Here is a 22,968-nt window from a genome sequence, read left to right on the forward strand (position 1 = left end):
GCTTCTCCCTTTTCACGCGGCCTGCGCCAGCCGCTGCGATCCTGAATACACCACATGCCCGCGCTCGCGCACGAAACCAACGAGCGTGACATTGCTTTCCTCGGCCAGCCGCACCGCCAGGCCCGTCGGCGCGGAGATCGCGGCCAGGAGGCCGATGCCCATCGTTGCCGCCTTTTGCACCATCTCGTAACTGGCGCGGCTGGTGATCAAGGCTGCGCCATCGGTGAAGCTCATCCTTGCCGACGCCATTGCGCCAATCAGCTTGTCCAGCGCATTGTGGCGGCCGACATCCTCGCGCACCAGGCGAATCGCGCCATCGGCATCCATCCATGCGGCCGCATGCGTGGCGCCGGTGTCACGCTGCAGCCGCTGGCGCGCCGCCATCGCGCGCATGCCGGCATGCAGGCTCTCGGACGAGAACACGACATGCCCGCGCGTCGGCGCCGGCCGGCGTATCGCCTGCGCCAGCGTCTCGGCGCCGCACAGGCCGCAGCCGGTGCGGCCAGTCAAATTGCGCCGCCGCTCCTTCAGGCCATGGAAGCGTTCGCTGGCAATCGTCATCGCCACCCGCCAGCCATCGCAGCTTTCCACGATTTCACAGTCATACAGTTCCGAGGGGTTCTGCAGAATGCCTTCGGACAGCGAAAAGCCGAGCGCGAAGTCTTCCAGGTCCGCCGGCGTTGCCAGCATTACCGCATGCGAGATGCCGTTGTATTCCAGCGCGACCGGCGCTTCCTCGGCCACGGCATCCACACAGGGCATGCAGCCCTGCGCGGTCCAGCGTTCCACCGCAATGCGCACCAAAGCGCTGTCGTTTTCAACGAGGCGTATTGCCATTGCCATCCCCCTATTTCGCATCGAGCGCGATGCGCTCTTCACCAGCCAGCTTCAGTTGCTCGGTATTGAAGCGGTTGTAGGAACGCTGCCATGCCGAAGGCTGGCTCACCCGCGTGACCTGCACTGCGGTGACCTTGTATTCCGGGCAGTTGGTGGCCCAGTCCGACGAGTTCGTGGTGATCACGTTCGCACCCGACTCCGGGAAATGGAAGGTGGTGTAGACCACGCCCGGCTGCACGCGCTCGGTGACAGTGGCGCGCAGCACGGTCTGCCCGGCGCGCGAGGCGATGCCGACCCAGTCGCCCTCGGCAATGCCGCGTTCCCCGGCATCGTGCGGATGGATTTCGAGCCGGTCTTCGCTGTGCCACACATTGTTGTGCGTGCGGCGGGTCTGCGCGCCGACGTTGTACTGCGACAGGATGCGGCCGGTGGTCAGCACCAGCGGGAACTTGCGCGTGACCTTCTCGCCGCTGCCGAAGAACTTGGTGTTGATGAAGCGGCCACGGCCGCGTACGAAGGCTTCGACGTGCATCGTCGGTGTGCCCTCGGGCGCGGCATCGTTGCACGGCCACTGGATGCTGCCGCCGAGCTCGTCGATGCGCTTGTAGGAAACACCGGTGAAGGTCGGCGTCAGCGCAGCGATCTCGTCCATGATTTCGCGCGGATGCCGGTAATGCATCGGATAGCCGAGCGCATTGGCCAGCATCATCGTCACTTCCCAATCCGACTTGCCGGCCTTGGGCGGCATCACCTTGCGCACGCGCGAGATGCGGCGCTCGGCATTGGTGAAGGTGCCATCCTTTTCCAGGAAGGACGAACCCGGCAGGAACACGTGCGCATACTTCGCGGTCTCGTTCAGGAACAGGTCCTGCACCACGATGCACTCCATCGCCGCCAGCGCCGCGGTCACATGCTGGGTGTTCGGATCGGATTGCACAATGTCCTCGCCCTCGCAGTACAGGCCCATGAAGCTGCCTTCCAGCGCGGCGTCGAACATGTTGGGAATGCGCAGGCCCGGCTCGGCATCCAGCGTGCAATTCCAGATTGCTTCGAATTGCGAGCGCACCGTGGTGTCGGACACATGGCGGTAGCCCGGCAACTCATGCGGGAACGACCCCATGTCGCACGAGCCCTGCACATTGTTCTGACCGCGCAGCGGATTCACGCCCACGCCTTCGCGGCCTATGTTGCCGGTGGCCATGGCGAGATTGGCGATGCCGATCACCATGGTCGAACCCTGCGCATGCTCGGTCACGCCCAGGCCGTAATAGATCGAGCCGTTGCCGCCGGTCGCATACAGTCGTGCCGCGCCGCGAATGTCCTCGGCCGGCACGCCGGTGATCTCGGCCACCGCTTCCGGCGAGTTCTCCGGCAGCGATACGAACTCGGCCCATTCATCGAAGGACTCGACATCGCAGCGCTCATTGATGAACGCGGGCTGGTGCAGCCCTTCCGTGATGATCACATGCGCCAGCGCATTGACGATGGCGACGTTGGTGCCCGGCATCAGCTTCAGGTGATACGAGGCTTCGACATGCGGCGACTTCACCATCTCGGTGGTGCGCGGGTCGATCACGATCAGCTTTGCGCCTTCGCGCACGCGGCGCTTCAGTTGCGAAGCAAACACCGGGTGGCCCGACGCCGGGTTCGCGCCGATGACCATGATCACATCCGACTTGCGCACCGAATCGAAGGTCTGCGTGCCGGCCGATTCGCCCAGCGTCTGCTTCAGGCCGTAGCCGGTCGGCGAATGGCACACGCGCGCGCAGGTGTCGACATTGTTGTTGCCGAAGGCGGCGCGCACCAGCTTCTGTACCAGGTAGGTTTCTTCATTCGTGCAGCGCGACGAGGTGATGCCGCCAACCGAGGCGCGGCCGTACTTGGCCTGGATGCGGCGGAATTCGGAAGCGGCGTAACTGATCGCTTCTTCCCACGACACTTCGCGCCACGGGTCGGTGATCCTGCTGCGGATCATCGGCTTCAGCATACGGTCCTGGTGCGTCGCATACCCCCAGGCGAAGCGGCCCTTGACGCAGGCATGGCCCTGGTTGGCGCGGCCATCCGGGTTCGGCACCATGCGCACGACTTCATTGCCCTTCATCTCGGCGATGAAGGAGCAGCCCACGCCGCAATAGGCACAGGTGGTGACCTTGCTGTGCTCGGCCTGGCCCATCATGATCACGGTCTTCTCGGTAAGCGTGGCGGTCGGGCAGGCGGTGACGCAGGCGCCGCAGGACACGCAATCCGATGCGAGGAAGCTGTCCTTCTGGCCGGCTGTCACGCGCGAGGCAAAGCCGCGGCCATCGATGGTCAACGCGAAGGTGCCTTGCGTCTCTTCACAGGCGCGCACGCAGCGGTTGCAGACGATGCACTTGGACGGGTCGTAGGTGAAGTAGGGATTCGAATCATCCTTCTTCAGCTTCAGATGGTTTTCGCCTTCATAGCCGTAACGTACTTCGCGCAGACCCACCACGCCGGCCATGTCCTGCAGCTCGCAGTTGCCATTGGTTGGACAGGTCAGGCAGTCGAGCGGATGGTCGGAGATATACAGCTCCATCATGCCCTTGCGGATGTCCTGCAGCTTCGGACTCTGCGTGCGCACGCGCATGCCGGCTTCCACCGGCGTGGTGCACGATGCCGGATAACCGCGCCGGCCTTCGATTTCAACCAGGCACAGCCGGCACGAGCCGAAGGCTTCCAGGCTTTCGGTGGCGCACAGTTTCGGTATCGAAGTGCCAGCCATGGCTGCGGCGCGCATCACCGAGGTGCCCTGCGGCACGCTGATCTCGACGCCGTCGATCTCCAGCGTCACCATGATTTCCGATTCCTTCTCCGGCGTGCCGAGATCGGGCCGTTTCAAGTCGATTGCATTCATCGTCATTCCTTTGCCCTGCTGCGGGCTGATCAGTTGAGCGCGCCGCTGTCGACGCCAAAGTCCTGCGGGAAGTGATTCAGCGCCGACAGCACCGGATAAGGTGTCATCCCGCCCATGGCGCACAGCGAGCCATTGAGCATCAGGTCGCACAGGTCGCGCAGCAGATGCACCTGCTGCGGCCGGCTTTCCCCCTTGATGATCTTGTCCATCACTTCGACGCCACGGGTCGAGCCGATGCGGCACGGCGTGCATTTGCCACAGGATTCGGCCGCGCAGAATTCCATCGCATAGCGCGCCTGCCTGGCCATGTCGACGCTGTCATCAAACGCGACGATGCCGCCATGGCCGACGGTGCCGCCGATCGCAGCAAAGGCTTCGTAATCGATGGGCGTGTCGAACTGCGATTCGGGCAGATACGCGCCAAGCGGCCCGCCGACCTGCACCGCGCGCAGCGGCCGTCCCGAGGCGCTGCCGCCGCCGAAGTCGTACAGCAGTTCGCGCAGGCTGATACCGAACGCCTTTTCCACCAGGCCGCCATGCTTCAAGTTGCCGGCCAGCTGCAGCGGCAGCGTGCCGCGCGAACGGCCCATGCCGAGGTCGCGGTAGTAAGCTGCGCCCTTGCTCATGATCAGCGGCACCGCGGCCAGCGAGATTACGTTGTTGATCACGGTCGGCTTGCCGAACAGGCCCTGCAGCGCCGGCAGCGGCGGCTTGGCGCGCACGATGCCGCGCTTGCCTTCCAGGCTTTCCAGCAGCGCCGTCTCTTCACCGCATACATAGGAGCCGGCGCCCATGCGCACTTCGAGTTCGAAGGCGCGTCCTGATCCGCGGATGTCGTTGCCGAGATAACCGGCTTCACGTGCATGGCGAATCGCTTCGTTCAATGCGGCTACCGCATGCGGATACTCGGAACGCACGTAGATGTAGCCTTGCGTTGCACCGACCGCGAGGCCGGCGATGGTCATGCCTTCGATCAGCATGAACGGATCGTCTTCCATCACCATGCGATCGGAGAAGGTGCCCGAGTCGCCTTCGTCTGCATTGCAGACAACGTATTTCTGCGCGGCCTGCGCGTGCATCACCGTCTTCCACTTGATGCCCGTCGGGAAGGCGGCGCCGCCGCGGCCGCGCAGGCCCGAGTCCAGCACTTCCTGCACGATGGCTTCGCTTGCCATGTCCAGCGCGCGGGAGAGGCCCGCATAGCCGTCATGCGCGAGGTAGTCGTCGAGAGACACGGGGTCGGTAATGCCGACGCGGGCGAAGGTGACCCGTTCCTGTCGCTTCAGATACGGGATCTCTTCTGTCAGGCCAAGCCCCAACGCATGTTCGCCGCCCCACAGGAAGTCGGCTGCAAACAGAGCCGGCACGTCTTCAATGGCGACGGGGCCAAAGGCGACGCGGCCTTGCGGCGTGGCCACTTCCACCATCGGCTCCAGCCAGAACAGGCCGCGCGAGCCGTTGCGCACGAGTTCGATTTCGATACCGCGCGCCATGGCGCCGGCCGTGATCGCGGAGGCCACTTCGTCGGCGCCCAGCGCCAGCGCGGTGGAGTCGCGCGGAACGTAGACCTTGATGCTCATTGCTCACCCCGCTTGCCCGCGACGAGCATGTCGAAGCGCTGTGGCGACACGCGCGCAAAGAGCGCATCGTCGATCGCGATGTTCGGGCCAACCGCGCAATGCCCGAGGCAATACACCGGCTCCAGCGTGACCGCGCCATCGGCACTGGTGTGATGGAAGTCGCAGTCCAATGCGGACTTCGCATGCGCCACCAGCGCGTCCGCGCCGCGCGCCTGGCAGGCTTCGGCGCGGCAGATCTGCACCACATGCCGGCCAGCCGGCTGCTCGCGAAAATGGTGGTAGTAGCTGATCACGCCATGCACCTCGGCGCGCGACAGATTCAGCGCCTCGGCAACCATCGGCACCGCATCAGCCGGGATATGGCCGAGCGCATGCTGGATGTCGTGCAGGATGGGCAGGAGTGCGCCGGACATGGCGCGCCTGGCCTCGATGATTTGCCGTACGGCCGCATTCGATGCGGCTTCGGCGATGGCTGTGGACATGATCGTCTCCTCGTTGCTTGTGGTGAGCACGGCAGCGGCATATATGCAAAGTGATTCCTATATGCACAGGATGCCGTTCAAGTGAGGCGATGGTAGGCGCAGAAGACAGTACATCGCAATATGAGAAGGTTTACCGACAGGAGCAGAGATTTCGGGGATTTATATATGCAGAGATATGCATATAGCGAGAGTTCGATGCGACGTACCGCGCTGTCCCTCACGTCGTTATCGAGGCAGGGAACTGGCTACATCGAACGGTCACCTACGTCGGCCGCAAGCATGGCTTGAACGCTTGCTTTTCTCGACGAACCGATCAAACAAGGAGTTTTTTGAATGGACATTATCGTTGGCAAACCAGGGCTGAATGAGGGCGACGTCCATAACGGCACTCCTGTATTTCCCGTGTCGCCGCTTCCTTCCCATCTTCCTCAAGTCAACGCTGCACCGACGCCAGAGGCCGCCATCCTGACCACAGTGATCAATCCGGCCGCGCCGCCAAGCAATACAGCGGCACCCCGCATACTTGCGCCGACAAGCACCGATAGCCCCGCAACTCCTGCAATAAACACTTTCGATGCCGCTCGGGAAACGGAAAACCAGAACGGACCGGCGCACAAGGCGCTGACCAACTTTTCGAAATTCGATACCGAACTGTGGGACGACGCATGGTGCTTTACTCGCCACAAACTGGGGGCCGCCTGGGACCTTCACCGCAAGCGTTTGAACTCCGTCGCACTGGACGATGGAAGCGCAAAGGCGCACATCGAGGCTCTTGACGAGGAGACGAGGAAAACCGCTCATGCACTGGGGCAGCAATGCGCAAAGGAATTCGGCCATGTCGCGATTGATCTGTGCGATAAGGATAAGCGCATCCACGACCTGCTCTTGGGTCCGTTCCTCGATGGCCTTGCGGCATCGCCATTTATCAAATCGATGCGGCTCGAGCTCGGCGACCATCAGAATGAGGAATTGAAGCGTACTGCGATCCGGCTATTGCATCGTCTCAAAAGCAGACCCGAAGCAAGTCCGCTGCCACTGGCCTTCAAATATCACAAGAATGGCGACGAAGAGATTTCCGACGAATCTCTGAAAACTCTGGGCGATATGCTTTCCAGCCCTGCGCTATTGCCGCTCTCGGTGGACCTGAAACTGGATCAGATCGAACCTCTGATGCCGATGCTTGCGAAGCTGAGCAGCCTGCAACACATGCACTTGGAATTCGCATCCGAGGACCTCGATGCCGCCCTGGCGCTCAAAGGCCATGAGGCCAGCTGGCCGAATCTGGAAAGGCTTTTGCTGCGCTCGACCGATGGGGAGTTTGAAAAGGGCGGCATGGATTGGGCCGCATTCATGAAAGCTCATCCACAGTTGCAGGACATCAGCCTCTATGCCGTGCAGCCGCCGCTGGCACAGCTGCTGAGAACAAAACTGAGCGTTGACTGCGATTTGCGCCCCGAGAATCTGGGAGGTTTTGCCGATGCGCTCGCCGCAACGGATAGCCTGCGCGAACTCAGCGTGACGACCCGGGATATGCTCGACGCTTCAGAACTGCTGCGCGGACTTGCGCATAACAAGTCGCTTCATTATTTTGATCTCAAGCTCTTGGCCAGTGATGACGAGTTCGATGCGAAGGTTTGGGCCGCGACGATACGCGGACTGAAGGATCATCCTGGCCTGGTCATGTTGATACTTCGCTTCCCTCACGACGATAAAGGCATCAAAGCTGCCTGCGAAGAACTTCGCGCGGCCAGGCCGGAAATGATCGTGGATCTTCGCTGAGATCCGGGCGAACCTGAAACGATGCGAGGCGAGGCCTGATCGGGCAAGCGGCAAGCAGCAAGCATGGCTGCGCTCATGCGCCTTGCATGCCCAGTTCCGGAAACGCCTGCGCCAGCTCCATCACCGTGCCGGTCGAGCCGGCGTCATAGCCCGGCAGCTTGCTGATCTGCGCGCGGAACTGCATCGTCTTCAGGAAAGCCAGCACATCCTGGAAGCGCGCATCGGCAAGCGTGGCGCGCTCGCACACGAAGAAATAGCGCTCGGACAAGAGCGGCACGAAATCCAGGTCGAACTGGCGCGCCGCGGTCTCCACGCCGAGGCCGGCATCGGCCTTGCCGCTGGCGACATACGCGGCCACCGCCGCATGCGTCAGCTCCACGCTTTCATAGCCGGCGATGTCCTGCGCGCTCGCGCCTTCGCGCCTGACCAGCAGATCGAGAATCACCCGCGTGCCCGAGCCCTGCTGGCGATTCACGATCACGATGTCGGGCCGCAGCAGATCGCGCACTGTCCACAGGTTCTTCGGATTGCCGTGCGCGACCATCAGACCTTGCCGCCGCGTGGCGACGCTGATGATCACCTGCGATGCGTTGAACAGTTCGCGGAACTGTTCCAGCGCGGGCGCTTCCAGCTCGCCGATAGGCACATGAAAGCCGGCGATGTCGCAGGCGCCGCGCGCCAGCGCGCGCAGCGCTTCGACGCTGCCGCGATAACTCAGCTCGACGGGCGCGCCGACCTGCTCGAAATGCGCATTCATCGCCGCCACCGCGAAGCCGTGGCTGGCATAGATCTTCAGCGGGCTGCGCGCCTTGTGCACCGCGTTCTGGATCTCGGAATCGATCTCCATGGCCATCGAATCGAGCAGCGGATCGAAGCGCGCATGCGTGAGCCGCTCGGCCCAGATCAGGCGCTTGCCCAACTCGGTCAATACCGAGCCCTTGCCACGGGTCATTTCCACGACCGCGCCGCCGAGTATGGCTTCCACCTCGGTCAGCAGATCCCAGGCGCTGCGGTAGGACATCGGTATCTCGGCGCAGGCCGCGCGCAGGTTGCCGCACTGCTCGATCGCGCGCAGCAGCGCCAGCGGCCGCTCCAGCGCGTAGGCATCGCGCCCGTCCCGTTCGACGAAGAAGCGCGGGCGTATCCGTAGTCTCATGGCATGCGGCTCCGCGAATCAGAAGAAGGACAGCACGTCGTCCACCGGCTTGGCGCGGCGCTCGCCCGGCTGCTTGGCCGCGGTTCCCACCGAGATCCACCCGGTCAGGGTCTCGCCGGGCTGGCAGAAGGCGCCGACGATCTCTGCATCGCGCACCTTCTCGCCGGAGAGCATCTTGCCGGCGAAGCCCAGCATGTGGATCGCATTGAGGATGTTGGTCACCGCGCCGCCCACGCAGGCCCATTGCTCGTGCGCCGGCACCATCGGGTGATACAGGTCGATGCGGGCAATGATGGCGATCAGCAGCGGCGCGCGCAGCGCCCGCTCGCGTTCCAGCGCGCAGCTTTCCGCGCTCTTGCCGCGCCGGACCGCGGAGGCTTCAAACAGGTCCGCCAGCCGCGCGCGCGCTGCGCCGCCGATGACGCAAAAGCGGAAGGGCACGAGTTCGCCATGGTCCGGCGCGCGCAACGCCGCTTCGATGATGGTGCGCAGCTGCACTTCGCTCGGCCCCGGTTCGACCAGGTGCTTGATGCCCATGGAATAACGGTTCAACAGTCTGGCGACGCACGCAGACGCGTCGGAGGATGCGGATGGATTCATCGATGATGCGGGAAAGTGATGGGGGAAATGGCCGGGCTCCATGTTACCCGTTTCGCCATGGCCGGACAGCAAAGCGCGCTTCAGGCTTTTGCCCTTGCGCAGCGCGGGTGCACCAAGGCCGGCCTATGATTGCGCTTTCCGGCGTCATGCCGCCCCTCCCCTTCCAGCCACTAGGAGAAATTTGCCATGAAGACCAGCGCACGCAACCAGCTTGCAGGCATCGTTACCGTGTTGACGCCCGGAGCGGTGAATGATGAAGTGGAAATCGAAGTCGGCCCTGGCGTGCGCATCGTCGCCACCATCACCCGTACCAGCACGCAGTCACTCGGCCTCGCGGTGGGCAAGCCGGCATTCGCGTTGATCAAGGCATCGTCGGTGCTGATCGCCACCGATGTCGGCGATGTGAAGCTGTCCTCGCGCAATCAGTTGCGCGGCACCGTCAGCGCCGTCAGGCCGGGCGCAGTGAATGCCGAAGTGGACCTGGATATCGGCGGCGGCAGCATCGCCGCCATCGTCACGATGGAGAGCCTGCAGGCATTGGGACTGGCCGTCGGCACGCCGGCGCTGGCCTTGTTCAAGGCGTCAAGCGTGATCGTGGGCACGCGCTCGTGAAGCGTGACGTCAGCGGATGTCGCTCGCGTCCAGCACCACCCCATCGCCAACCCGGATGACGCCGCCCTGCAGCAGCCGCGCGGTCATGCCGCCATGGCCGCGCATGGCGTTATAGCCGCCGGGACCGAGCTCTTCTTCCATGCGTGAGCACGGGTCGCAAGGGCCGGTGATCTGTATGCGCACCTCGTCACCGATGCGCCAGATCAGCGGCGTATCGGCAAACAGCGAGCGCATCGCAAGCAGGTTGATTCCCGATACCAGCAGGTTGCGCCGCAATTGCTCCGGCGCGATGCGTTCACGGCCGCACAAGGCGGCGATGACCGGCAGATGTTCGGCCTGTATCAAGGAAATTTCGCGCTTGCGCTGCGATTCGTTCTCGCGCATGCGCTCGGCAAACCGGTCGCCGAGCAGGCCGCGGCCGGGCACTGCTTCGACGCTTTGCACCGACTCGACCGCCGCGCGCCGCGCTGGCCGCAGGAAGATCGCCTCGATGCGGCCCGCAAAAGGAAAATGCGCGGCCAGGCCGCGCATTTCGGAAGACTGTCTCATGGCATTGCAGCCTGAGTCATTGCCGTGATGGCATTACAGGCCATAGTTGTAGCGAGCAGCGGCATTGTCGCCGGGCACGGCTTCGCGCAGCGAGACCATGAACAGCTTTTCGGCCACGGCAGCCAGGTAGGGAACCGCCTTGTGGGCGACGGCGGAGATCGATGCATAAAAGGCAGTGGTTGCGACTGCGGCGACAGCGGCGTTAGCGGTGGTCATGGTAAAGCTCCAGATGAGATTGATGAATCCGATGCTCGTATGGTATGGGCGCATCGCCGGAGTTTCCAATCGTAAATGGTGATACCCGATATCAGCGTCGCATGCCTGCCCGGGGCCTTGCAAAAAATAAAATGCGCGGTCGAGCCGCGCATTGTGATTGCTTGCCTGTGCGCTGCGAAAGCGCTTTCAGCAAAGCCTCGGCGATGGCCAAGGCTCGCGATTACATGCCGTAGTGATAAGGCGCGCCTTCGTTGTCGCTGACGATGGAAGCGCGGAAGTCAGCCATGAACAGCTTGGCGATCAGCGCGGCAAAGGTCGGACGTGCTTTCGGCGAAATGGTGTAGATCGAGGTGTAGGAAGTGGTGGCGACGGCGGTGTTCATGAACGGCTCCTGAAGATTGCGATGATTTGATGAACGTATGGTAGGGGCGAGCCGCCGTCTTTACCAATCGTGAGTCGTGATACTCGATATCAATGACGCATATCGTGGCCTTGATCCGGCAGTCCCCGAAGCGTGCCGCCTTGTTCGGCTTGTGGATTGCATACCGCGGCGGGCCATCCATGAGGCGCGCAGAATCCGCGAAGAACCCAGTCCGCGTGCTCACGGCATTCCTTCCATTGTCGTGGCGTGTACCGGCTTGTCAGATCGTTCATGGCGCGAATGGGGCTGGACAGCAGCCAGGCCAGCGCGTCACTGCCGTGGAGAAGCGCGCTGGCAATCGTGCGCTCCAGCGCGTCGGACGACACAGTCCTGCTCAGCTTCAGCTGGTCGATTTGCCTACAGGACAAGCCCAGCCAGCGCTCCATCTCCGTGACGTCGGCACCAATGTCCTTCGCACAGGCTTGGGCCATCCATGTGAAGAGTCCTTCATAGACGCCGGCCGGAGATGAGGTAGCGAATCCGCGCATGCCGCGCCAGATGGCATGGCATTCGAGCTGCGCAGCCGGAGCGATCGAATACATCAGTTCCAGCAGCATGTCCGGCGCCGTATCCAGAACGGCTTCCGCAATACGTGCTTGCGAAGGCGCCGGGTTCGCGCCGGCAACGGCATATACCCGGGCGACGAGCTCTACGTGAAGCGCGTTGGTGATATGCGGCCGTGCGAGCGGCTCATCCAGCAGGTAGGAAACGAACCGGCTCAGACCGACTGCCTCCAGCGCGCCTCGCTGAACCAGGAAATGCAGCATGGCCTGGTCATCGCGTCGCTCACAAGCGAGGGAAATCGCATCGTCTTCCAAGAGCAGATTCTGGCCCAGCAAGTCCGGCCATCTGTCCAGGAAACGGCCCACCTCCTCGCGACTGCCCATCTGGATGCGCAGCCCGAAGGCATGGGCAATCTTTTCGCTGCTCGCATCTTCTCCAAGGTCTTCGGGCATGACGGTGCGGCTGACCAGGCTCTCCCTGCCGCAGCGCACCAGTTCAACCCTGTCTCCACTAACCCGGCTGGCCCATTTGAAGACGGTCTCCGGATATGGAGAGAAACCACCGCGGAATAGCAGGGATTGGCCATAGCGTTCGATGACTTCCTGCGTGGCGCGATTGGAGATCACTTCTTCGAGTGCGTCGCCCTCGCCGTACCAAAGCACCGGGATTCCGATCCGCTTGAAAACGTCTTGCAGTCCGCTGGCTTCGCAGGTTTGCACAATCACCAGGCCATGCCATTGCGGCTGGCCGGCAGGCTGAGCGCCATAGCGAATCCGGTGCAAGATATCCTCCGTTGGAATTTCCGTGACGAGGTCATCACCCGTCTCGGGATCTTTGCCCCGCTCTTCTTCCATCATGTGCCGTGCATTGTGCATGCGGCCGTGTCCATCGAGTATCACGATCGGTGCCATGCGCTTGTACGCGTGGATCTTGTCGATGCGCTTCAGGATGCCCGCATGCGGACTTGGCGCCACATAGTCGACACAGATGCCACTACCCTTCACGGATTGCTTGACCTCCTGGTACAGGGTCGGGTTGATTCCCGTCGACAGGATCGTGATGGCCGGCGCCGGCTTTTCACGCACGCTTGGACGCTTCGCTGAAGACGCTGATCTGCCGGGCGTTCGCCTGCTTTTGTCATTGCCAGGGAAGACGTGCGTAATCGCGCTTGTAACGCTGCCGTTGGTGCGGCCATTCTGGTCATGGAGGGGAGGAATGGTGTTACGGCCCGACACATCGCGGCGCGGCTGTGACGGCGGTACTGGGGAAAAGGGGCTGAGCGCTCCCGGGATACGTGGATACATTGTTCGATAACCAAATGTGCTGAACCGCGCTTTGTATCGATAATCGAATCAATGGTTCCATGCATGCAGGACAAAGATGCCGCCTAGCCGCCGAAGCGCTGCATCGCGTAGCCGGTACGCCGGTTCTTATGGAACAGCCGTGGATGCGCTGGCACTCACGCGCCGGCCGCTGTTATCTGCTGGGATCGGCGCCCATCCCACTCATTCGATTCATCAGGAGCAAGCCATCTCCAAAGGCTTCGACGCTATGCGACCTCCCATATCTGCCATGTATGCAGCCACCAGAATCATCTCGCTGACAACCATTCTTTCCTGCGTACTGCTGCTCGGCAGCGTTGCGGCAATTCTTGCCGACGGTATGCGCGATGACATCGGGGTCAGTGATATCGGCATCGTTCTCGGCTCGAAGGTCCTGCCGGATGGCCAATCCTCGGCGCGCCTGCGCGCGCGGCTTGATCGCGCGGCTGAGCTGTATCAGCGAGGCATGTTCCGGCACATCATCGTCAGCGGAGGCTTCGGAACGGAAGGCTTCAGTGAAGCCGCGCGGATGGCTGACTATCTTTCTATGCACGGCAAGGTGCCGCGCGCCTCGCTCATCCTCGATGAACATGGCGATACCGCAGCGGACACCGCGCGTAATGCAGCAGCAATCATGCGCAGCCATGGCTATAGGAGCGCGCTCGTCATTACCCAATACTTCCATATCAGCCGCAGCCGGTACGCGCTGCGGCGTGAAGGTATTACCGGGGTTCACAGCGCGCATGCGCGCTATGCCGAGGCACGAGATGTCTACTCGATTGCACGGGAACTGGTGGCGCTGCCGGCATACTGGCTGCATTCGCCGTAGCCACCTTGTTACTGGAGTCCCCGGCAATCTGGCGACGCGGGACAAGACAAAGCCCACGCCTGTCGCCAGTGCGTGGGCTTTGCCGTTGGCGGGAAGATGACTCAGAGCACCAGCACCGCCCGGAAGTCATTGACATTGGTGCGCGTCGGCCCGCTCACCACCAGGTCGCCGAGCGCCGAGAAGAAGCCATAGCCGTCATTGTTTTCCAGCATGGACTTCGCCCGCATGCCCTGTTGGGCGGCGCGTTCGACCGAATCCGGCGCAAGCAAGGCGCCGGCATTGTCTTCGGAGCCATCGATGCCATCGGTGTCGCAGGCGATCGCATGCACGCCGGGCTCGCCGTTCAGGGCAATCGCCAGACTCAGCAGGAACTCGGCATTGCGCCCTCCCCGGCCATTGCCGCGCACGGTCACCGTGGTCTCGCCGCCGGACAGAATCACGCAGGGCTTGGCGAAAGGCTGGCCGCGTCGCGCGACCTGGCGCGCCAGCGCCGCATGCGCCATGCCGATGTCGCGGGCTTCGCCTTCCATATCATCGGACAGGATGTAGGGTGTGATGCCGGCCTTTCTGGCTGCTTCAGCGGCGGCTTCCAGTGCCATCTGCGCGGTCGCCATCACATGGTGGCTGTTGCGCGCGAAACGCTCGTCGCCGGGCTTGGGCGTCTCTACCGCGCCGGACTCGAGCAAGGCGCGCACATGCGGCGGCACCTCAATCGCGTATTTCTTCAGCACTGCCAGCGCATCGGCGCAGGTCGTCGGATCCGGCAGCGTCGGGCCGCTGGCGATCACGCCTGGATCGTCGCCCGGCACGTCCGAGATCAGCAGCGTCACCACGCGCGCCGGCGCGCAGGCCAGCGCCAGGCGGCCGCCCTTGATCGCCGACAGGTGCTTGCGCACGCAATTCATTTCGCCGATGTTGGCGCCGCTTTTCAGCAGCGCCTTGTTGATCGCCTGCTTCTCGGAAAGGCTCACGCCTTCGGCAGGCGCAGCCAGAAGCGCCGAGCCGCCTCCGGAAATCAGGCACAGCACCAGGTCGTCTTCAGTCATGCCCTGCACCATGTCCAGCATGCGCTGTGCAGCGCGCTGGCCGGCGGCGTCGGGCACCGGGTGTGAAGCTTCGACGACCTCGATGCGCTTGCAATCCGCGCCATGGTGATAACGCGTCACCACCAGACCCGACAATTCGCCGGGCCAGTGATCCTCCACCGCCTTGGCCATGGCCGCCGCGCCCTTGCCGGCGCCGATCACCAGCGTGCGGCCCTTTGGCGGCGCGGGCAGGAAGGCGGGCAGGCATTTTTCCGCGCTGACGGCGCCAAGCGCGGCCTGATACAGGTCAAGGAGGAAACGGCGGGGATCGAGGCTCATGGGATTACCTATGGAATGTCGGAAACGATGCCGGGCCGGCAGATCCACTGCGCGGCCCGGCGTCTTGCTGCGGGATGTCGAGTCTACACGAGGGCTCTAGAGCGTGTTCGGCCTGACTGGACTCAACGAGGCCGAGGCGGATTGCCGTCGGAACAAGGCGCGGCGACGAGCCGTACCGGAAGTACGGCGAGGAGGCGCAACGCAGTGCCGGCGGCAATCCGGCCGGCATCGTGAGGCTAGGCAGGCCGAATACGCTCTAACCCTTGGCGATCTCGTGGTTCGACATCATCTCGATCGCGCGGCACAGCGCCGAATGGTCCAGCCCGCTCATGCCGTGCGCGGCGCAGGAATTCATCAACTCCTGCGCGGCCGCGGTGTTGGGCAGCGACACACCCAGCGTCTTGGCGCCCTGCAGCGCCAGGTTCAAATCCTTCTGGTGCAGCTCGATGCGGAAGCCCGGGTTGAAGGTGCGCTTGACCATGCGCTCGCCGTGCACTTCCAGGATGCGCGAGGAAGCGAAGCCGCCCATCAGCGCCTGGCGTACCTTGGCCGGATCGGCGCCGGCTTTCGATGCAAACAGCAGCGCTTCGGCCACGGCCTGGATGTTGAGCGCGACGATGATCTGGTTCGCGACCTTGGTGGTCTGGCCGTCGCCATTGCCGCCGACCAGGGTGATGTTCTTGCCCATCAACTGGAACAGCGGCAGCACCTTGTCAAAGGCTTCCTGCGAGCCGCCGACCATGATGGTGAGCGAAGCGGCCTTCGCGCCGACTTCACCGCCGGATACCGGCGCATCGAGGTATTCCGCGCCCTGCGACTTGATCTTGTCGGCGAAGCGCTTGGTCTCGATCGGCGAGATCGAGCTCATGTCGACGACGATCTTGCCCGGCGACAGGCCTTCAGCGACGCCGCCCTTGTCGAACAGCACCGCCTCCACATGCGGCGTGTCCGGCACCATCACGATGATGATATCGGCGCGCTTGGCCACTTCCGCGCCCGAGGTGCAGACGGTGGCGCCGCCCTCGATCAGGTCGCCCGGCGGATTCCTGCGGTCATGCAGGTACAGCTTGTGTCCGCCGTTCTGCAGATTCAATGCCATGGGCGCGCCCATGATGCCCAGTCCGATGAAACCGATATTTGCCACGTAACTCTCCTTCAATGATGTTCGTTGATGCGCCGGCTCAAGCCAGCCCGTGCGCCGCGATCCAGCCCAGGCCGTCGACGGTATTGGTCTTCGGCTTGTATTCGCAGCCGACCCAGCCGTCATAGCCCATCGCATCGAGCTGCGACAGCACATTGCGGTAATTGATCTCGCCGGTGCCCGGCTCGAAGCGGCCCGGGTTGTCGGCCAGCTGCACATGCGCAATCAGCGGCAGGTTCGCCTTGATGGTGTTGAGCAGTTCGCCTTCCATGCGCTGCATGTGATAGATGTCGTATTGCAGGAAGACATTGTCCGAGCCGGTCTGGCGGATGATGTCCGCGCCCTGCGCGGTGCGCGAGACGAAGAAGCCCGGGATGTCGAAGGTATTGATCGGCTCGATCAGCAGGCGGATGCCCACGGCCTTGAGCTTGTCCGCCGCAAAGCGCAGGTTTTCCACCAGGGTGAGTTGCGCGGTGTCGCGCGCCACGCCGGTCGGCGCGATGCCGACCAGGCAGTTGACCTGCTTGACCTTCAATGCGGTCGCATACGCGATCGCGCGGTCCACGCCTTCGCGGAATTCATTGATGCGGTCCGGATGGCAGGCAATGCCGCGCTCGCCGGCTTCCCAATTGCCCGCGGGCAGGTTGTGCAGCACCAGCTGCAATCCATACTGCTCGAGCTTTTCTGCGATCTGCTGCGCTTCGAAGGCATATGGGAACAGGAACTCCACGCCCTTGAAGCCGGCCTTGGCGGCGGCTTCGAAGCGGTCCATAAAACCATGCTCGGTGAAGAGCATGGTCAGGTTTGCTGCAAGTTTCGTCATGGTTGTCTCTAGGTTTCTCTTGTTGCTCAGTCCAGCAGCACCGCGGAAGTCGGCGCATGCGCACGCTCGGTGGCGAGCTCTTCGAACTCATTGACGTTGTTGATCTCGGTTCCCATCGCGATGTTGGTCACACGCTCCAGGATGATCTCCACCACCACCGGCACCTTGTACTGATCCATCAGCTCCTTGGCCCTGACGAAAGCCGGCGCGATGTCGTCCGGCTGGGTCACGCGCAGCGCCTTGCAGCCCAGGCCTTCGACCACGGCCACATGGTCCACGCCATAGCCGTTGAGTTCCGGCGCATTGATGTTTTCAAAGGACAGCTGCACGCAGTAGTCCATGTCGAAATTGCGCTGCGCCTGGCGGATCAGTCCGAGGTACGAATTGTTCACCACCACATGGATGTATGGCAACTTGAATTGCGCGCCGACTGCGAGCTCCTCAATCATGAACTGGAAGTCATAGTCGCCCGAGATCGCCACGACCTTGCGCGCCGGATCGGCGGCGCACACGCCCAGCGCTGCAGGAATGGTCCAGCCCAGCGGACCGGCCTGGCCGCAGTTGATCCAGTTGCGCGCCTTGTAGACGTGCAGGAATTGCGCGGCGGCGATCTGCGACAGGCCGATGGTGCTGACGTAGCAGGTGTCGCGATCAAAAACGCGGTTCATCTCTTCATACACGCGCTGCGGTTTGATGGGCGCCTGTTCGAAGTGGGTCTTGCGCTGCATCGTGCGTTTGCGCTGCTGGCATTGCTCGACCCAGGCGTTGCGGTCCTTGAGCTTGCCGGCGGCCTTCCATTCCTTCGCCACTTCGATGAACAGCTTCAGCGCGGCGCCGGCGTCGGACACGATGCCGAAATCCGGGCCGAATACGCGGCCGATCTGGGTCGGCTCGATGTCGACGTGCACGAATTTGCGGCCCTTGGTGAAGACTTCGACCGAACCGGTATGGCGGTTGGCCCAGCGGTTGCCGATGCCCAGCACGAAGTCGGACTCGAGCATCGTCGCATTGCCGTAGCGATGGCTGGTCTGCAGACCCACCATGCCGGCCATCAGGCGGTGGTCATCAGGAATCGTGCCCCAGGCCATCAGCGTCGGGATCACCGGCACCCCCGTGAGTTCGGCGAACTCGACCAGCAGGTCCTGCGCATTCGCATTGATGATGCCGCCGCCGGCGGTGATCAGCGGACGCTCGGCTTCGTTGAGCATGGTCAGCGCTTTCTCGATCTGCTTGCGGGTCGCCTTCGGCTTGTAGGCTTCGAGCGGCTCATAGGTGTCCGGATCGAATTCGATCTCGGCGACCTGCACGTCGAACGGCAGATCGATCAGGACAGGGCCCGGACGGCCGGAACGCATGATGTGGAAAGCCTGCTGAAAAACGCGCGGCACCAGCGCCGGTTCACGCACGGTGACGGCCCACTTGGTGACCGGCTTGGCGATCGATTCGATATCAACAGCCTGGAAATCTTCCTTGTGCAGGCGGGCGCGCGGCGCCTGGCCGGTAATGCAGAGAATAGGTATCGAATCGGCTTGCGCGGAATACAGACCGGTGATCATGTCGGTGCCGGCCGGGCCGGAAGTGCCGATACACACACCGATATTGCCGGCGTTGGCGCGGGTGTAGCCCTCGGCCATGTGCGAAGCGCCTTCGACGTGTCGCGCCAGGTGATGCTTGATGGAACCCTGCTTCTTCATTGCAGCATAGAACGGGTTGATCGCCGCGCCGGGCACGCCGAAAGCCTGGGTGATGCCTTCTTTCTCCAGTACATACGCTGCAGCTTGCGCCGCGGTCATCTTAGCCATGATGCTGTCTCCGATTTGAGTGATACGAGATGGTGGGTATGGAATGAGGTGCATGGTATCGGCAAAGGCGGGCCGCGATAAGACGACAAAACATCGCTTTACTCGATACTCACGGTATGGAAAAATCCGCACCGCCTGCGCTTTCGAACATGCAGAATGTCAACAACGAATGCACAGCGGCGCCGACACGGCGCACAGGCTCGCGAGGAGACCACCCGTTCATGGACAAGCTCAAACAAATTGAAACCTTCATCGATGTCGCCGAGAAGGGCTCGCTGGCGCGCGCGGCGCTGGCGATGGACATCACCCCGGCGATGCTGGGCCGGCGCATCGATGCGCTGGAAAAGCGGCTCGGCGTGAAGCTGATGCACCGGACCACGCGGCATCTGACGCTGACCGAGGAAGGCACTGCCTATCTCGATCAATGCGTGCGGCTCGTCGGCGACCTTGCACGCGCCGAGCAAATGATTTCCGAAGGCAGGTATCGCGCCACCGGCCACCTCGTGGTCTCGGCCCCGGCCGCCTTCGGCCGCAAGCATGTTGCGCCGCATGCGCCCGGCTTCGTCAAGGCCAATCCGGAAGTCAGAATTTCATTCAATCTCACCGACCAGGTGGTGGACCTGGTGCGCGAAGGCTATGACATCGGCATTCGCATCGGCGGCAGCATCGATCCGAATTTTGTCGCGATCAAGCTCGCCAGCAACCGCCGCGTGGTTTGCGCCACGCCCGAGTATCTCGAGCGGCATGGCACGCCGACCACGCTTGATGATCTGGCCAAGCACAACTGCCTGGCCTTCAATCTGCAGGGCGGCCAGCAGCGCGGCTGGTACTTCCAGAAGGAGGGCAAGCAGGTCGCGGTGCGGGTGCATGGCAATCTCGATTGCAACGACGGCGAACTGCTGCACAGCTGGGCCAGCGAAGGCCTGGGCCTGGCCTGGCGCTCGACCTGGGAAATCCAGTCGCAGCTTGCCGAAGGCAAGCTGGTGACGGTGCTGGATGAATTCGCGCTGCCCGATTACGACATCATGGCGGTGTACCCGCGGCAAAGGCATTTGCCGGCGCGCGTGCGTCTCTTCATTGACATGCTCAAGCAGACCTTTGCCGAGCCGGGATACTGGCTCAGAAGCTGAGCGTTTTTCCGTTTGGTGGCCACGGCGGCGTCGGGGCTTCGTTGCGGTCAACGCGGCACAGCGCAGAACGCGCTCCAATATGGTGCGCGCATCGCGCTTTTTCTTTTTCCATCATGAACTGGATAGTGCTCGTCATTGCCGGCCTGTGCGAGGTCGGCTGGGCCATCGGCCTGAAATACACCGAAGGATTCACCCGTTTCTGGCCCAGTGTCGGCACCGTGGCCGCGATGCTGGTCAGCGTCGCGCTGCTCGGCGTGGCGATGCGCTCGCTGCCGGTGGGGACGTCCTATGCGATCTGGGTGGGCATTGGCGCGGTGGGCACCGTTGTGCTTGGCATCGTGCTGTTCGGCGAGGCGGCGAACGCCGGCAAGCTGGTGAGCGTGGGCTTCATCATCGCGGGGATTGCGGGATTGAAGCTGGCGGGAGATTGACAAGCAGAATCGTAGGGTGGGCGCAGCCCACGCGCCCCGGTTACTCAACCGCAGACCGCGTGGGCTGCGCCCACCCTATGCATTACGAATTACACGCTCAACGCTGATACACCGCGTCCACCACGCACAGCGACGTCATGTTGACGATGCGGCGCACCGTGGCCGACGGCGTCAGGATATGCACCGCCTTCGCGCAACCCAGCAGCACCGGGCCGATCGCGATACCGCCGCCAACCGCCGTCTTCAGCAGGTTGTACGAGATATTGGCCGACTCGATGTTCGGGAACACCAGCAGATTCGCATCGGTCTTCAGCGCAGCATTCGGCATGGCCCGCTTGAGCTGCGCGCAGTTCAGCGCCAGGTCGCCATGCATCTCGCCATCGACTTCCAGGTCCGGCGCCATCTCGCGCAGGAGCGCCAGCGTGTCGCGCATCTTCCGCGCCGACTCGTTGTTGGACGTGCCGAAGTTCGAATGCGACAGCAGCGCTACATGCGGCTCGAGCCCGAAGCGACGCATCTCTTCCGCGGCCAGCATCGTGATCTCGGCCAGTTGCGCCGCGCTCGGATTCTCGTTCACATGCGTGTCGACCAGCACCACGTTGCGGTCCTGCAGGATCAGGCCCGTCATCGTGGCATAGACGTTCACGCCTTCACGACGGCCCAGCACCTGGTCCACATACTTCAGGTGCACATCGGTCGTGCCATAGGTGCCGCAGATCATGCCGTCGGCATCGCCCTTGTGCACCATCATCGAGCCAATCAGCGTGTGCCGGCGACGCATCTCCAGCTTCGCGTACTGCTCGCTGATGCCTTTCCTCGCCGTCATGCCGAAGTAGGTCTGCCAGTAGTCGCGATAACGCGCGTCGTATTCCGGATTGATGACTTCGAAGTCCGTGCCCGGCTTCAGGCGCAGGCCGAAACGCTCGATGCGCTGCGCCAAAATCGCCGGACGACCCACCAGGATCGGCCGCGCCAAGCCTTCGTCCACCACTACCTGCACCGCGCGCAAGACACGCTCTTCCTCGCCCTCGGCATACACGATGCGCTTCTTGTCCATCGGCGCCTTCTTCGCCACCGCGAACACCGGCCTCATGAAGGTGCCGCTGCGGTACACGAATTGCTGCAGCCGATCGACATACGCCTGCCAGTCCGTGATCGGCCGCGACGCCACGCCACCGGCTTCGGCAGCCTTGGCTACCGCCACCGCGATGCGCTCCATGAGGCGCGGATCAAAGGGCTTCGGAATCAGATATTCCGGGCCGAAGGACAGGTTGGTGATGCCATAGGTCGTGGCCACGATGTCGGATTGCTCTTCCTGCGCCAGGCCGGCGATCGCATGCACCGCAGCGATTTCCATCTCGCGCGTGATCGTGGTCGCGCCGCAATCCAGCGCGCCGCGGAAGATGTACGGAAAGCACAGCACATTGTTGACCTGGTTCGGATAGTCCGAACGGCCGGTGGCGATCACGACGTCGTCGCGCACGGCGCGCGCCTCTTCCGGCAGGATCTCGGGCGTCGGGTTGGCCAGCGCCAGGATCAGCGGGCGTGGGGCCATTTGCCTGAGCATGTCCTGCTTCAATACGCCGCCGGCGGACAGGCCGAGGAAGATGTCGGCGCCGCCGATGACTTCAGCCAGCGTGCGTGCCGGCGTGTCCTGCGCGAAGCGTTCCTTGTCCGGGTCCATCAATTCCTTGCGGCCCGTGTAGACCACGCCGGCCAGGTCGGTAACCCAGATGTTTTCTTTCGGGAAGCCCAGATCCAGCATCAGCTCCAGGCAGGCCAGCGCGGCTGCGCCGGCGCCGGAGACGACCATCTTGCATTCACGCAGATCCTTGCCGACGACCTTCAGGCCGTTGAGCAGCGCAGCGGCGACGATGATGGCGGTGCCATGCTGATCGTCATGGAAGACCGGGATCTTCATGCGCTCGCGCAGCTTGCGTTCGATGGTGAAGCATTCCGGCGCCTTGATGTCTTCGAGGTTCACGCCGCCGAAGGTCGGTTCGAGCGCGGCGATGATGTCGCACAGCTTGTCGGGGTCGGTTTCGTTGACTTCGATGTCGAAGACGTCGATGCCGGCGAACTTCTTGAACAGCACGCCCTTGCCTTCCATGACCGGCTTGGAAGCGAGCGGGCCGATGTTGCCCAGGCCGAGCACGGCGGTGCCGTTGGAGATGACGGCCACGAGGTTGCCGCGGGCGGTGTAGCGGAAAGCGTTGGCGGGATCGGCGACGATTTCCTCGCAGGCCGAGGCCACGCCGGGAGAGTAGGCCAGCGACAGGTCGCGCTGGTTGGTGACCTGCTTGGTCGGGGTGACGCTGATCTTGCCGGGGGTGGGGAACTCATGGAAACGCAGTGCATCTTCGCGCAGCTTGCGGCGCTCGGCTTCCATTTCCTCGTTGCTGGGTACAGCCATGGTTGACTCCTGTGTTGCTGGCGCAATGCATGCATCTTGCGCTTGCGTCTGTTGAGCGGATTGGGGTGGCGCAAAGGCATTGTAGGGTGGGCGCAGCCCACG

General features: G+C 63.0%; 20 protein-coding genes. 5 read left to right on the forward strand and 15 right to left on the reverse strand.

Translation table 11 applies throughout. From position 1 onward, the window contains the following. Positions 1 to 12: 12 nt before the first annotated feature. From fdhD to JJB74_RS04925, 4 genes are read right to left on the reverse strand one after another with little or no spacing between them, the layout of a single operon-like run. A complete protein-coding gene (gene fdhD / locus JJB74_RS04910; RefSeq protein WP_200590651.1) occupies positions 13 to 837 on the reverse strand; it encodes a formate dehydrogenase accessory sulfurtransferase FdhD in 825 nt (274 codons plus the stop codon). Positions 838 to 847: 10 nt separating this feature from the next. Then, positions 848 to 3,712 carry a formate dehydrogenase subunit alpha gene (fdhF, locus tag JJB74_RS04915; RefSeq protein ID WP_200590652.1) on the reverse strand — a complete coding sequence of 955 codons (2,865 nt, stop codon included), beginning with the start codon at positions 3,710 to 3,712 and terminating at the stop codon, positions 848 to 850. 29 nt (positions 3,713 to 3,741) lie between these two features. Next, a complete protein-coding gene (locus tag JJB74_RS04920; RefSeq protein WP_200590653.1) occupies positions 3,742 to 5,292 on the reverse strand; it encodes a formate dehydrogenase beta subunit in 1,551 nt (516 codons plus the stop codon). Next, positions 5,289 to 5,774, reverse strand: coding sequence for a formate dehydrogenase subunit gamma (locus JJB74_RS04925; protein WP_200590654.1), 486 nt, complete (start codon positions 5,772 to 5,774; stop codon positions 5,289 to 5,291). Before JJB74_RS04925 ends, JJB74_RS04920 begins: the two co-directional genes overlap by 4 nt. Before the next feature lie 333 nt (positions 5,775 to 6,107). Here JJB74_RS04925 and JJB74_RS04930 point away from each other — a divergent pair, with 333 nt between their 5' ends. Beyond that, a complete protein-coding gene (locus tag JJB74_RS04930) occupies positions 6,108 to 7,553 on the forward strand; it encodes a hypothetical protein (RefSeq protein WP_200590655.1) in 1,446 nt (481 codons plus the stop codon). Between the two features lie 73 nt (positions 7,554 to 7,626). Here the strand turns inward: JJB74_RS04930 and JJB74_RS04935 are convergent, their stop codons facing one another. Together JJB74_RS04935 and JJB74_RS04940 are read right to left on the reverse strand one after the other, a co-directional pair. After that, a complete protein-coding gene (locus JJB74_RS04935) occupies positions 7,627 to 8,709 on the reverse strand; it encodes a substrate-binding domain-containing protein (protein WP_200590656.1) in 1,083 nt (360 codons plus the stop codon). An 18-nt stretch (positions 8,710 to 8,727) separates the two neighbouring features. Continuing rightward, positions 8,728 to 9,309 (reverse strand): nitroreductase family protein, encoded by a 582-nt coding sequence (locus JJB74_RS04940; protein WP_200590657.1) that lies wholly within the window; start codon positions 9,307 to 9,309, stop codon positions 8,728 to 8,730. Between the two features lie 186 nt (positions 9,310 to 9,495). On the opposite strand from JJB74_RS04940, the gene JJB74_RS04945 reads away from it, so the two are divergent. After that, a complete protein-coding gene (locus JJB74_RS04945) occupies positions 9,496 to 9,921 on the forward strand; it encodes a TOBE domain-containing protein (RefSeq protein ID WP_200590658.1) in 426 nt (141 codons plus the stop codon). Positions 9,922 to 9,930: 9 nt separating this feature from the next. Here the strand turns inward: JJB74_RS04945 and JJB74_RS04950 are convergent, their stop codons facing one another. From JJB74_RS04950 to JJB74_RS04965, 4 genes are all read right to left on the reverse strand, one after another. Next, positions 9,931 to 10,470: an MOSC domain-containing protein gene (locus JJB74_RS04950; protein ID WP_200590659.1), complete on the reverse strand. Its 540-nt coding sequence runs from the start codon at positions 10,468 to 10,470 to the stop codon at positions 9,931 to 9,933. A 33-nt stretch (positions 10,471 to 10,503) separates the two neighbouring features. Then, complete coding sequence (locus tag JJB74_RS04955; protein ID WP_200590660.1) at positions 10,504 to 10,686, reverse strand: hypothetical protein; 183 nt, start codon at positions 10,684 to 10,686, stop codon at positions 10,504 to 10,506. Positions 10,687 to 10,906: 220 nt separating this feature from the next. After that, on the reverse strand, positions 10,907 to 11,068 hold the full coding sequence (locus JJB74_RS04960; protein WP_200590661.1) for a hypothetical protein: 162 nt from the start codon (positions 11,066 to 11,068) through the stop codon (positions 10,907 to 10,909). An 89-nt stretch (positions 11,069 to 11,157) separates the two neighbouring features. Continuing rightward, positions 11,158 to 12,468, reverse strand: a complete 1,311-nt coding sequence (locus JJB74_RS04965; protein ID WP_200590662.1) for a hypothetical protein — start codon at positions 12,466 to 12,468, stop codon at positions 11,158 to 11,160. A gap of 586 nt (positions 12,469 to 13,054) precedes the next feature. Between JJB74_RS04965 and JJB74_RS04970 the strand changes: the two genes are divergently transcribed. Continuing rightward, a complete protein-coding gene (locus JJB74_RS04970; RefSeq protein ID WP_325170085.1) occupies positions 13,055 to 13,762 on the forward strand; it encodes a YdcF family protein in 708 nt (235 codons plus the stop codon). Between the two features lie 101 nt (positions 13,763 to 13,863). Here the strand turns inward: JJB74_RS04970 and JJB74_RS04975 are convergent, their stop codons facing one another. The 4 genes from JJB74_RS04975 to gcl form a co-directional block, all read right to left on the reverse strand. Continuing rightward, positions 13,864 to 15,126 (reverse strand): glycerate kinase type-2 family protein, encoded by a 1,263-nt coding sequence (locus JJB74_RS04975; RefSeq protein WP_200590663.1) that lies wholly within the window; start codon positions 15,124 to 15,126, stop codon positions 13,864 to 13,866. 256 nt (positions 15,127 to 15,382) lie between these two features. Then, entirely contained in the window at positions 15,383 to 16,270 is an 888-nt protein-coding gene (locus tag JJB74_RS04980) for a 2-hydroxy-3-oxopropionate reductase (protein WP_325170086.1), read from the reverse strand. Between the two features lie 37 nt (positions 16,271 to 16,307). Beyond that, positions 16,308 to 17,090 carry a hydroxypyruvate isomerase gene (gene hyi, locus JJB74_RS04985; protein ID WP_200590665.1) on the reverse strand — a complete coding sequence of 261 codons (783 nt, stop codon included), beginning with the start codon at positions 17,088 to 17,090 and terminating at the stop codon, positions 16,308 to 16,310. A gap of 26 nt (positions 17,091 to 17,116) precedes the next feature. Further along, positions 17,117 to 18,892 carry a glyoxylate carboligase gene (gene gcl / locus JJB74_RS04990; protein WP_200590666.1) on the reverse strand — a complete coding sequence of 592 codons (1,776 nt, stop codon included), beginning with the start codon at positions 18,890 to 18,892 and terminating at the stop codon, positions 17,117 to 17,119. A gap of 221 nt (positions 18,893 to 19,113) precedes the next feature. Here gcl and JJB74_RS04995 point away from each other — a divergent pair, with 221 nt between their 5' ends. Continuing rightward, positions 19,114 to 20,022, forward strand: a complete 909-nt coding sequence (locus JJB74_RS04995) for a LysR family transcriptional regulator (RefSeq protein WP_200590667.1) — start codon at positions 19,114 to 19,116, stop codon at positions 20,020 to 20,022. A 113-nt stretch (positions 20,023 to 20,135) separates the two neighbouring features. Beyond that, positions 20,136 to 20,453, forward strand: a complete 318-nt coding sequence (sugE, locus tag JJB74_RS05000; RefSeq protein ID WP_200590668.1) for a quaternary ammonium compound efflux SMR transporter SugE — start codon at positions 20,136 to 20,138, stop codon at positions 20,451 to 20,453. Positions 20,454 to 20,550: 97 nt separating this feature from the next. Here sugE and JJB74_RS05005 read toward each other — a convergent pair whose 3' ends face one another. Continuing rightward, positions 20,551 to 22,866 (reverse strand): NADP-dependent malic enzyme, encoded by a 2,316-nt coding sequence (locus tag JJB74_RS05005; RefSeq protein WP_200590669.1) that lies wholly within the window; start codon positions 22,864 to 22,866, stop codon positions 20,551 to 20,553. Positions 22,867 to 22,968: the final 102 nt, after the last annotated feature.

Origin of the sequence: Noviherbaspirillum pedocola, assembly GCF_016632335.1 — a bacterium.
GTDB classification, from domain to species: domain Bacteria; phylum Pseudomonadota; class Gammaproteobacteria; order Burkholderiales; family Burkholderiaceae_D; genus Noviherbaspirillum_A; species Noviherbaspirillum_A pedocola.

Coding starts and splice junctions, on each gene's coding strand:
- fdhD (WP_200590651.1), bottom strand. CDS start 837: ATGGCAATACGCCTCGTTGAAAACGACAGCGCTTTGGTGCGCATTGCG.
- fdhF (WP_200590652.1), bottom strand. CDS start 3,712: ATGAATGCAATCGACTTGAAACGGCCCGATCTCGGCACGCCGGAGAAG.
- JJB74_RS04920 (WP_200590653.1), bottom strand. CDS start 5,292: ATGAGCATCAAGGTCTACGTTCCGCGCGACTCCACCGCGCTGGCGCTG.
- JJB74_RS04925 (WP_200590654.1), bottom strand. CDS start 5,774: ATGTCCACAGCCATCGCCGAAGCCGCATCGAATGCGGCCGTACGGCAA.
- JJB74_RS04930 (WP_200590655.1), top strand. CDS start 6,108: ATGGACATTATCGTTGGCAAACCAGGGCTGAATGAGGGCGACGTCCAT.
- JJB74_RS04935 (WP_200590656.1), bottom strand. CDS start 8,709: ATGAGACTACGGATACGCCCGCGCTTCTTCGTCGAACGGGACGGGCGC.
- JJB74_RS04940 (WP_200590657.1), bottom strand. CDS start 9,309: ATGAATCCATCCGCATCCTCCGACGCGTCTGCGTGCGTCGCCAGACTG.
- JJB74_RS04945 (WP_200590658.1), top strand. CDS start 9,496: ATGAAGACCAGCGCACGCAACCAGCTTGCAGGCATCGTTACCGTGTTG.
- JJB74_RS04950 (WP_200590659.1), bottom strand. CDS start 10,470: ATGAGACAGTCTTCCGAAATGCGCGGCCTGGCCGCGCATTTTCCTTTT.
- JJB74_RS04955 (WP_200590660.1), bottom strand. CDS start 10,686: ATGACCACCGCTAACGCCGCTGTCGCCGCAGTCGCAACCACTGCCTTT.
- JJB74_RS04960 (WP_200590661.1), bottom strand. CDS start 11,068: ATGAACACCGCCGTCGCCACCACTTCCTACACCTCGATCTACACCATT.
- JJB74_RS04965 (WP_200590662.1), bottom strand. CDS start 12,468: ATGATGGAAGAAGAGCGGGGCAAAGATCCCGAGACGGGTGATGACCTC.
- JJB74_RS04975 (WP_200590663.1), bottom strand. CDS start 15,126: ATGAGCCTCGATCCCCGCCGTTTCCTCCTTGACCTGTATCAGGCCGCG.
- hyi (WP_200590665.1), bottom strand. CDS start 17,090: ATGACGAAACTTGCAGCAAACCTGACCATGCTCTTCACCGAGCATGGT.
- gcl (WP_200590666.1), bottom strand. CDS start 18,892: ATGGCTAAGATGACCGCGGCGCAAGCTGCAGCGTATGTACTGGAGAAA.
- JJB74_RS04995 (WP_200590667.1), top strand. CDS start 19,114: ATGGACAAGCTCAAACAAATTGAAACCTTCATCGATGTCGCCGAGAAG.
- sugE (WP_200590668.1), top strand. CDS start 20,136: ATGAACTGGATAGTGCTCGTCATTGCCGGCCTGTGCGAGGTCGGCTGG.
- JJB74_RS05005 (WP_200590669.1), bottom strand. CDS start 22,866: ATGGCTGTACCCAGCAACGAGGAAATGGAAGCCGAGCGCCGCAAGCTG.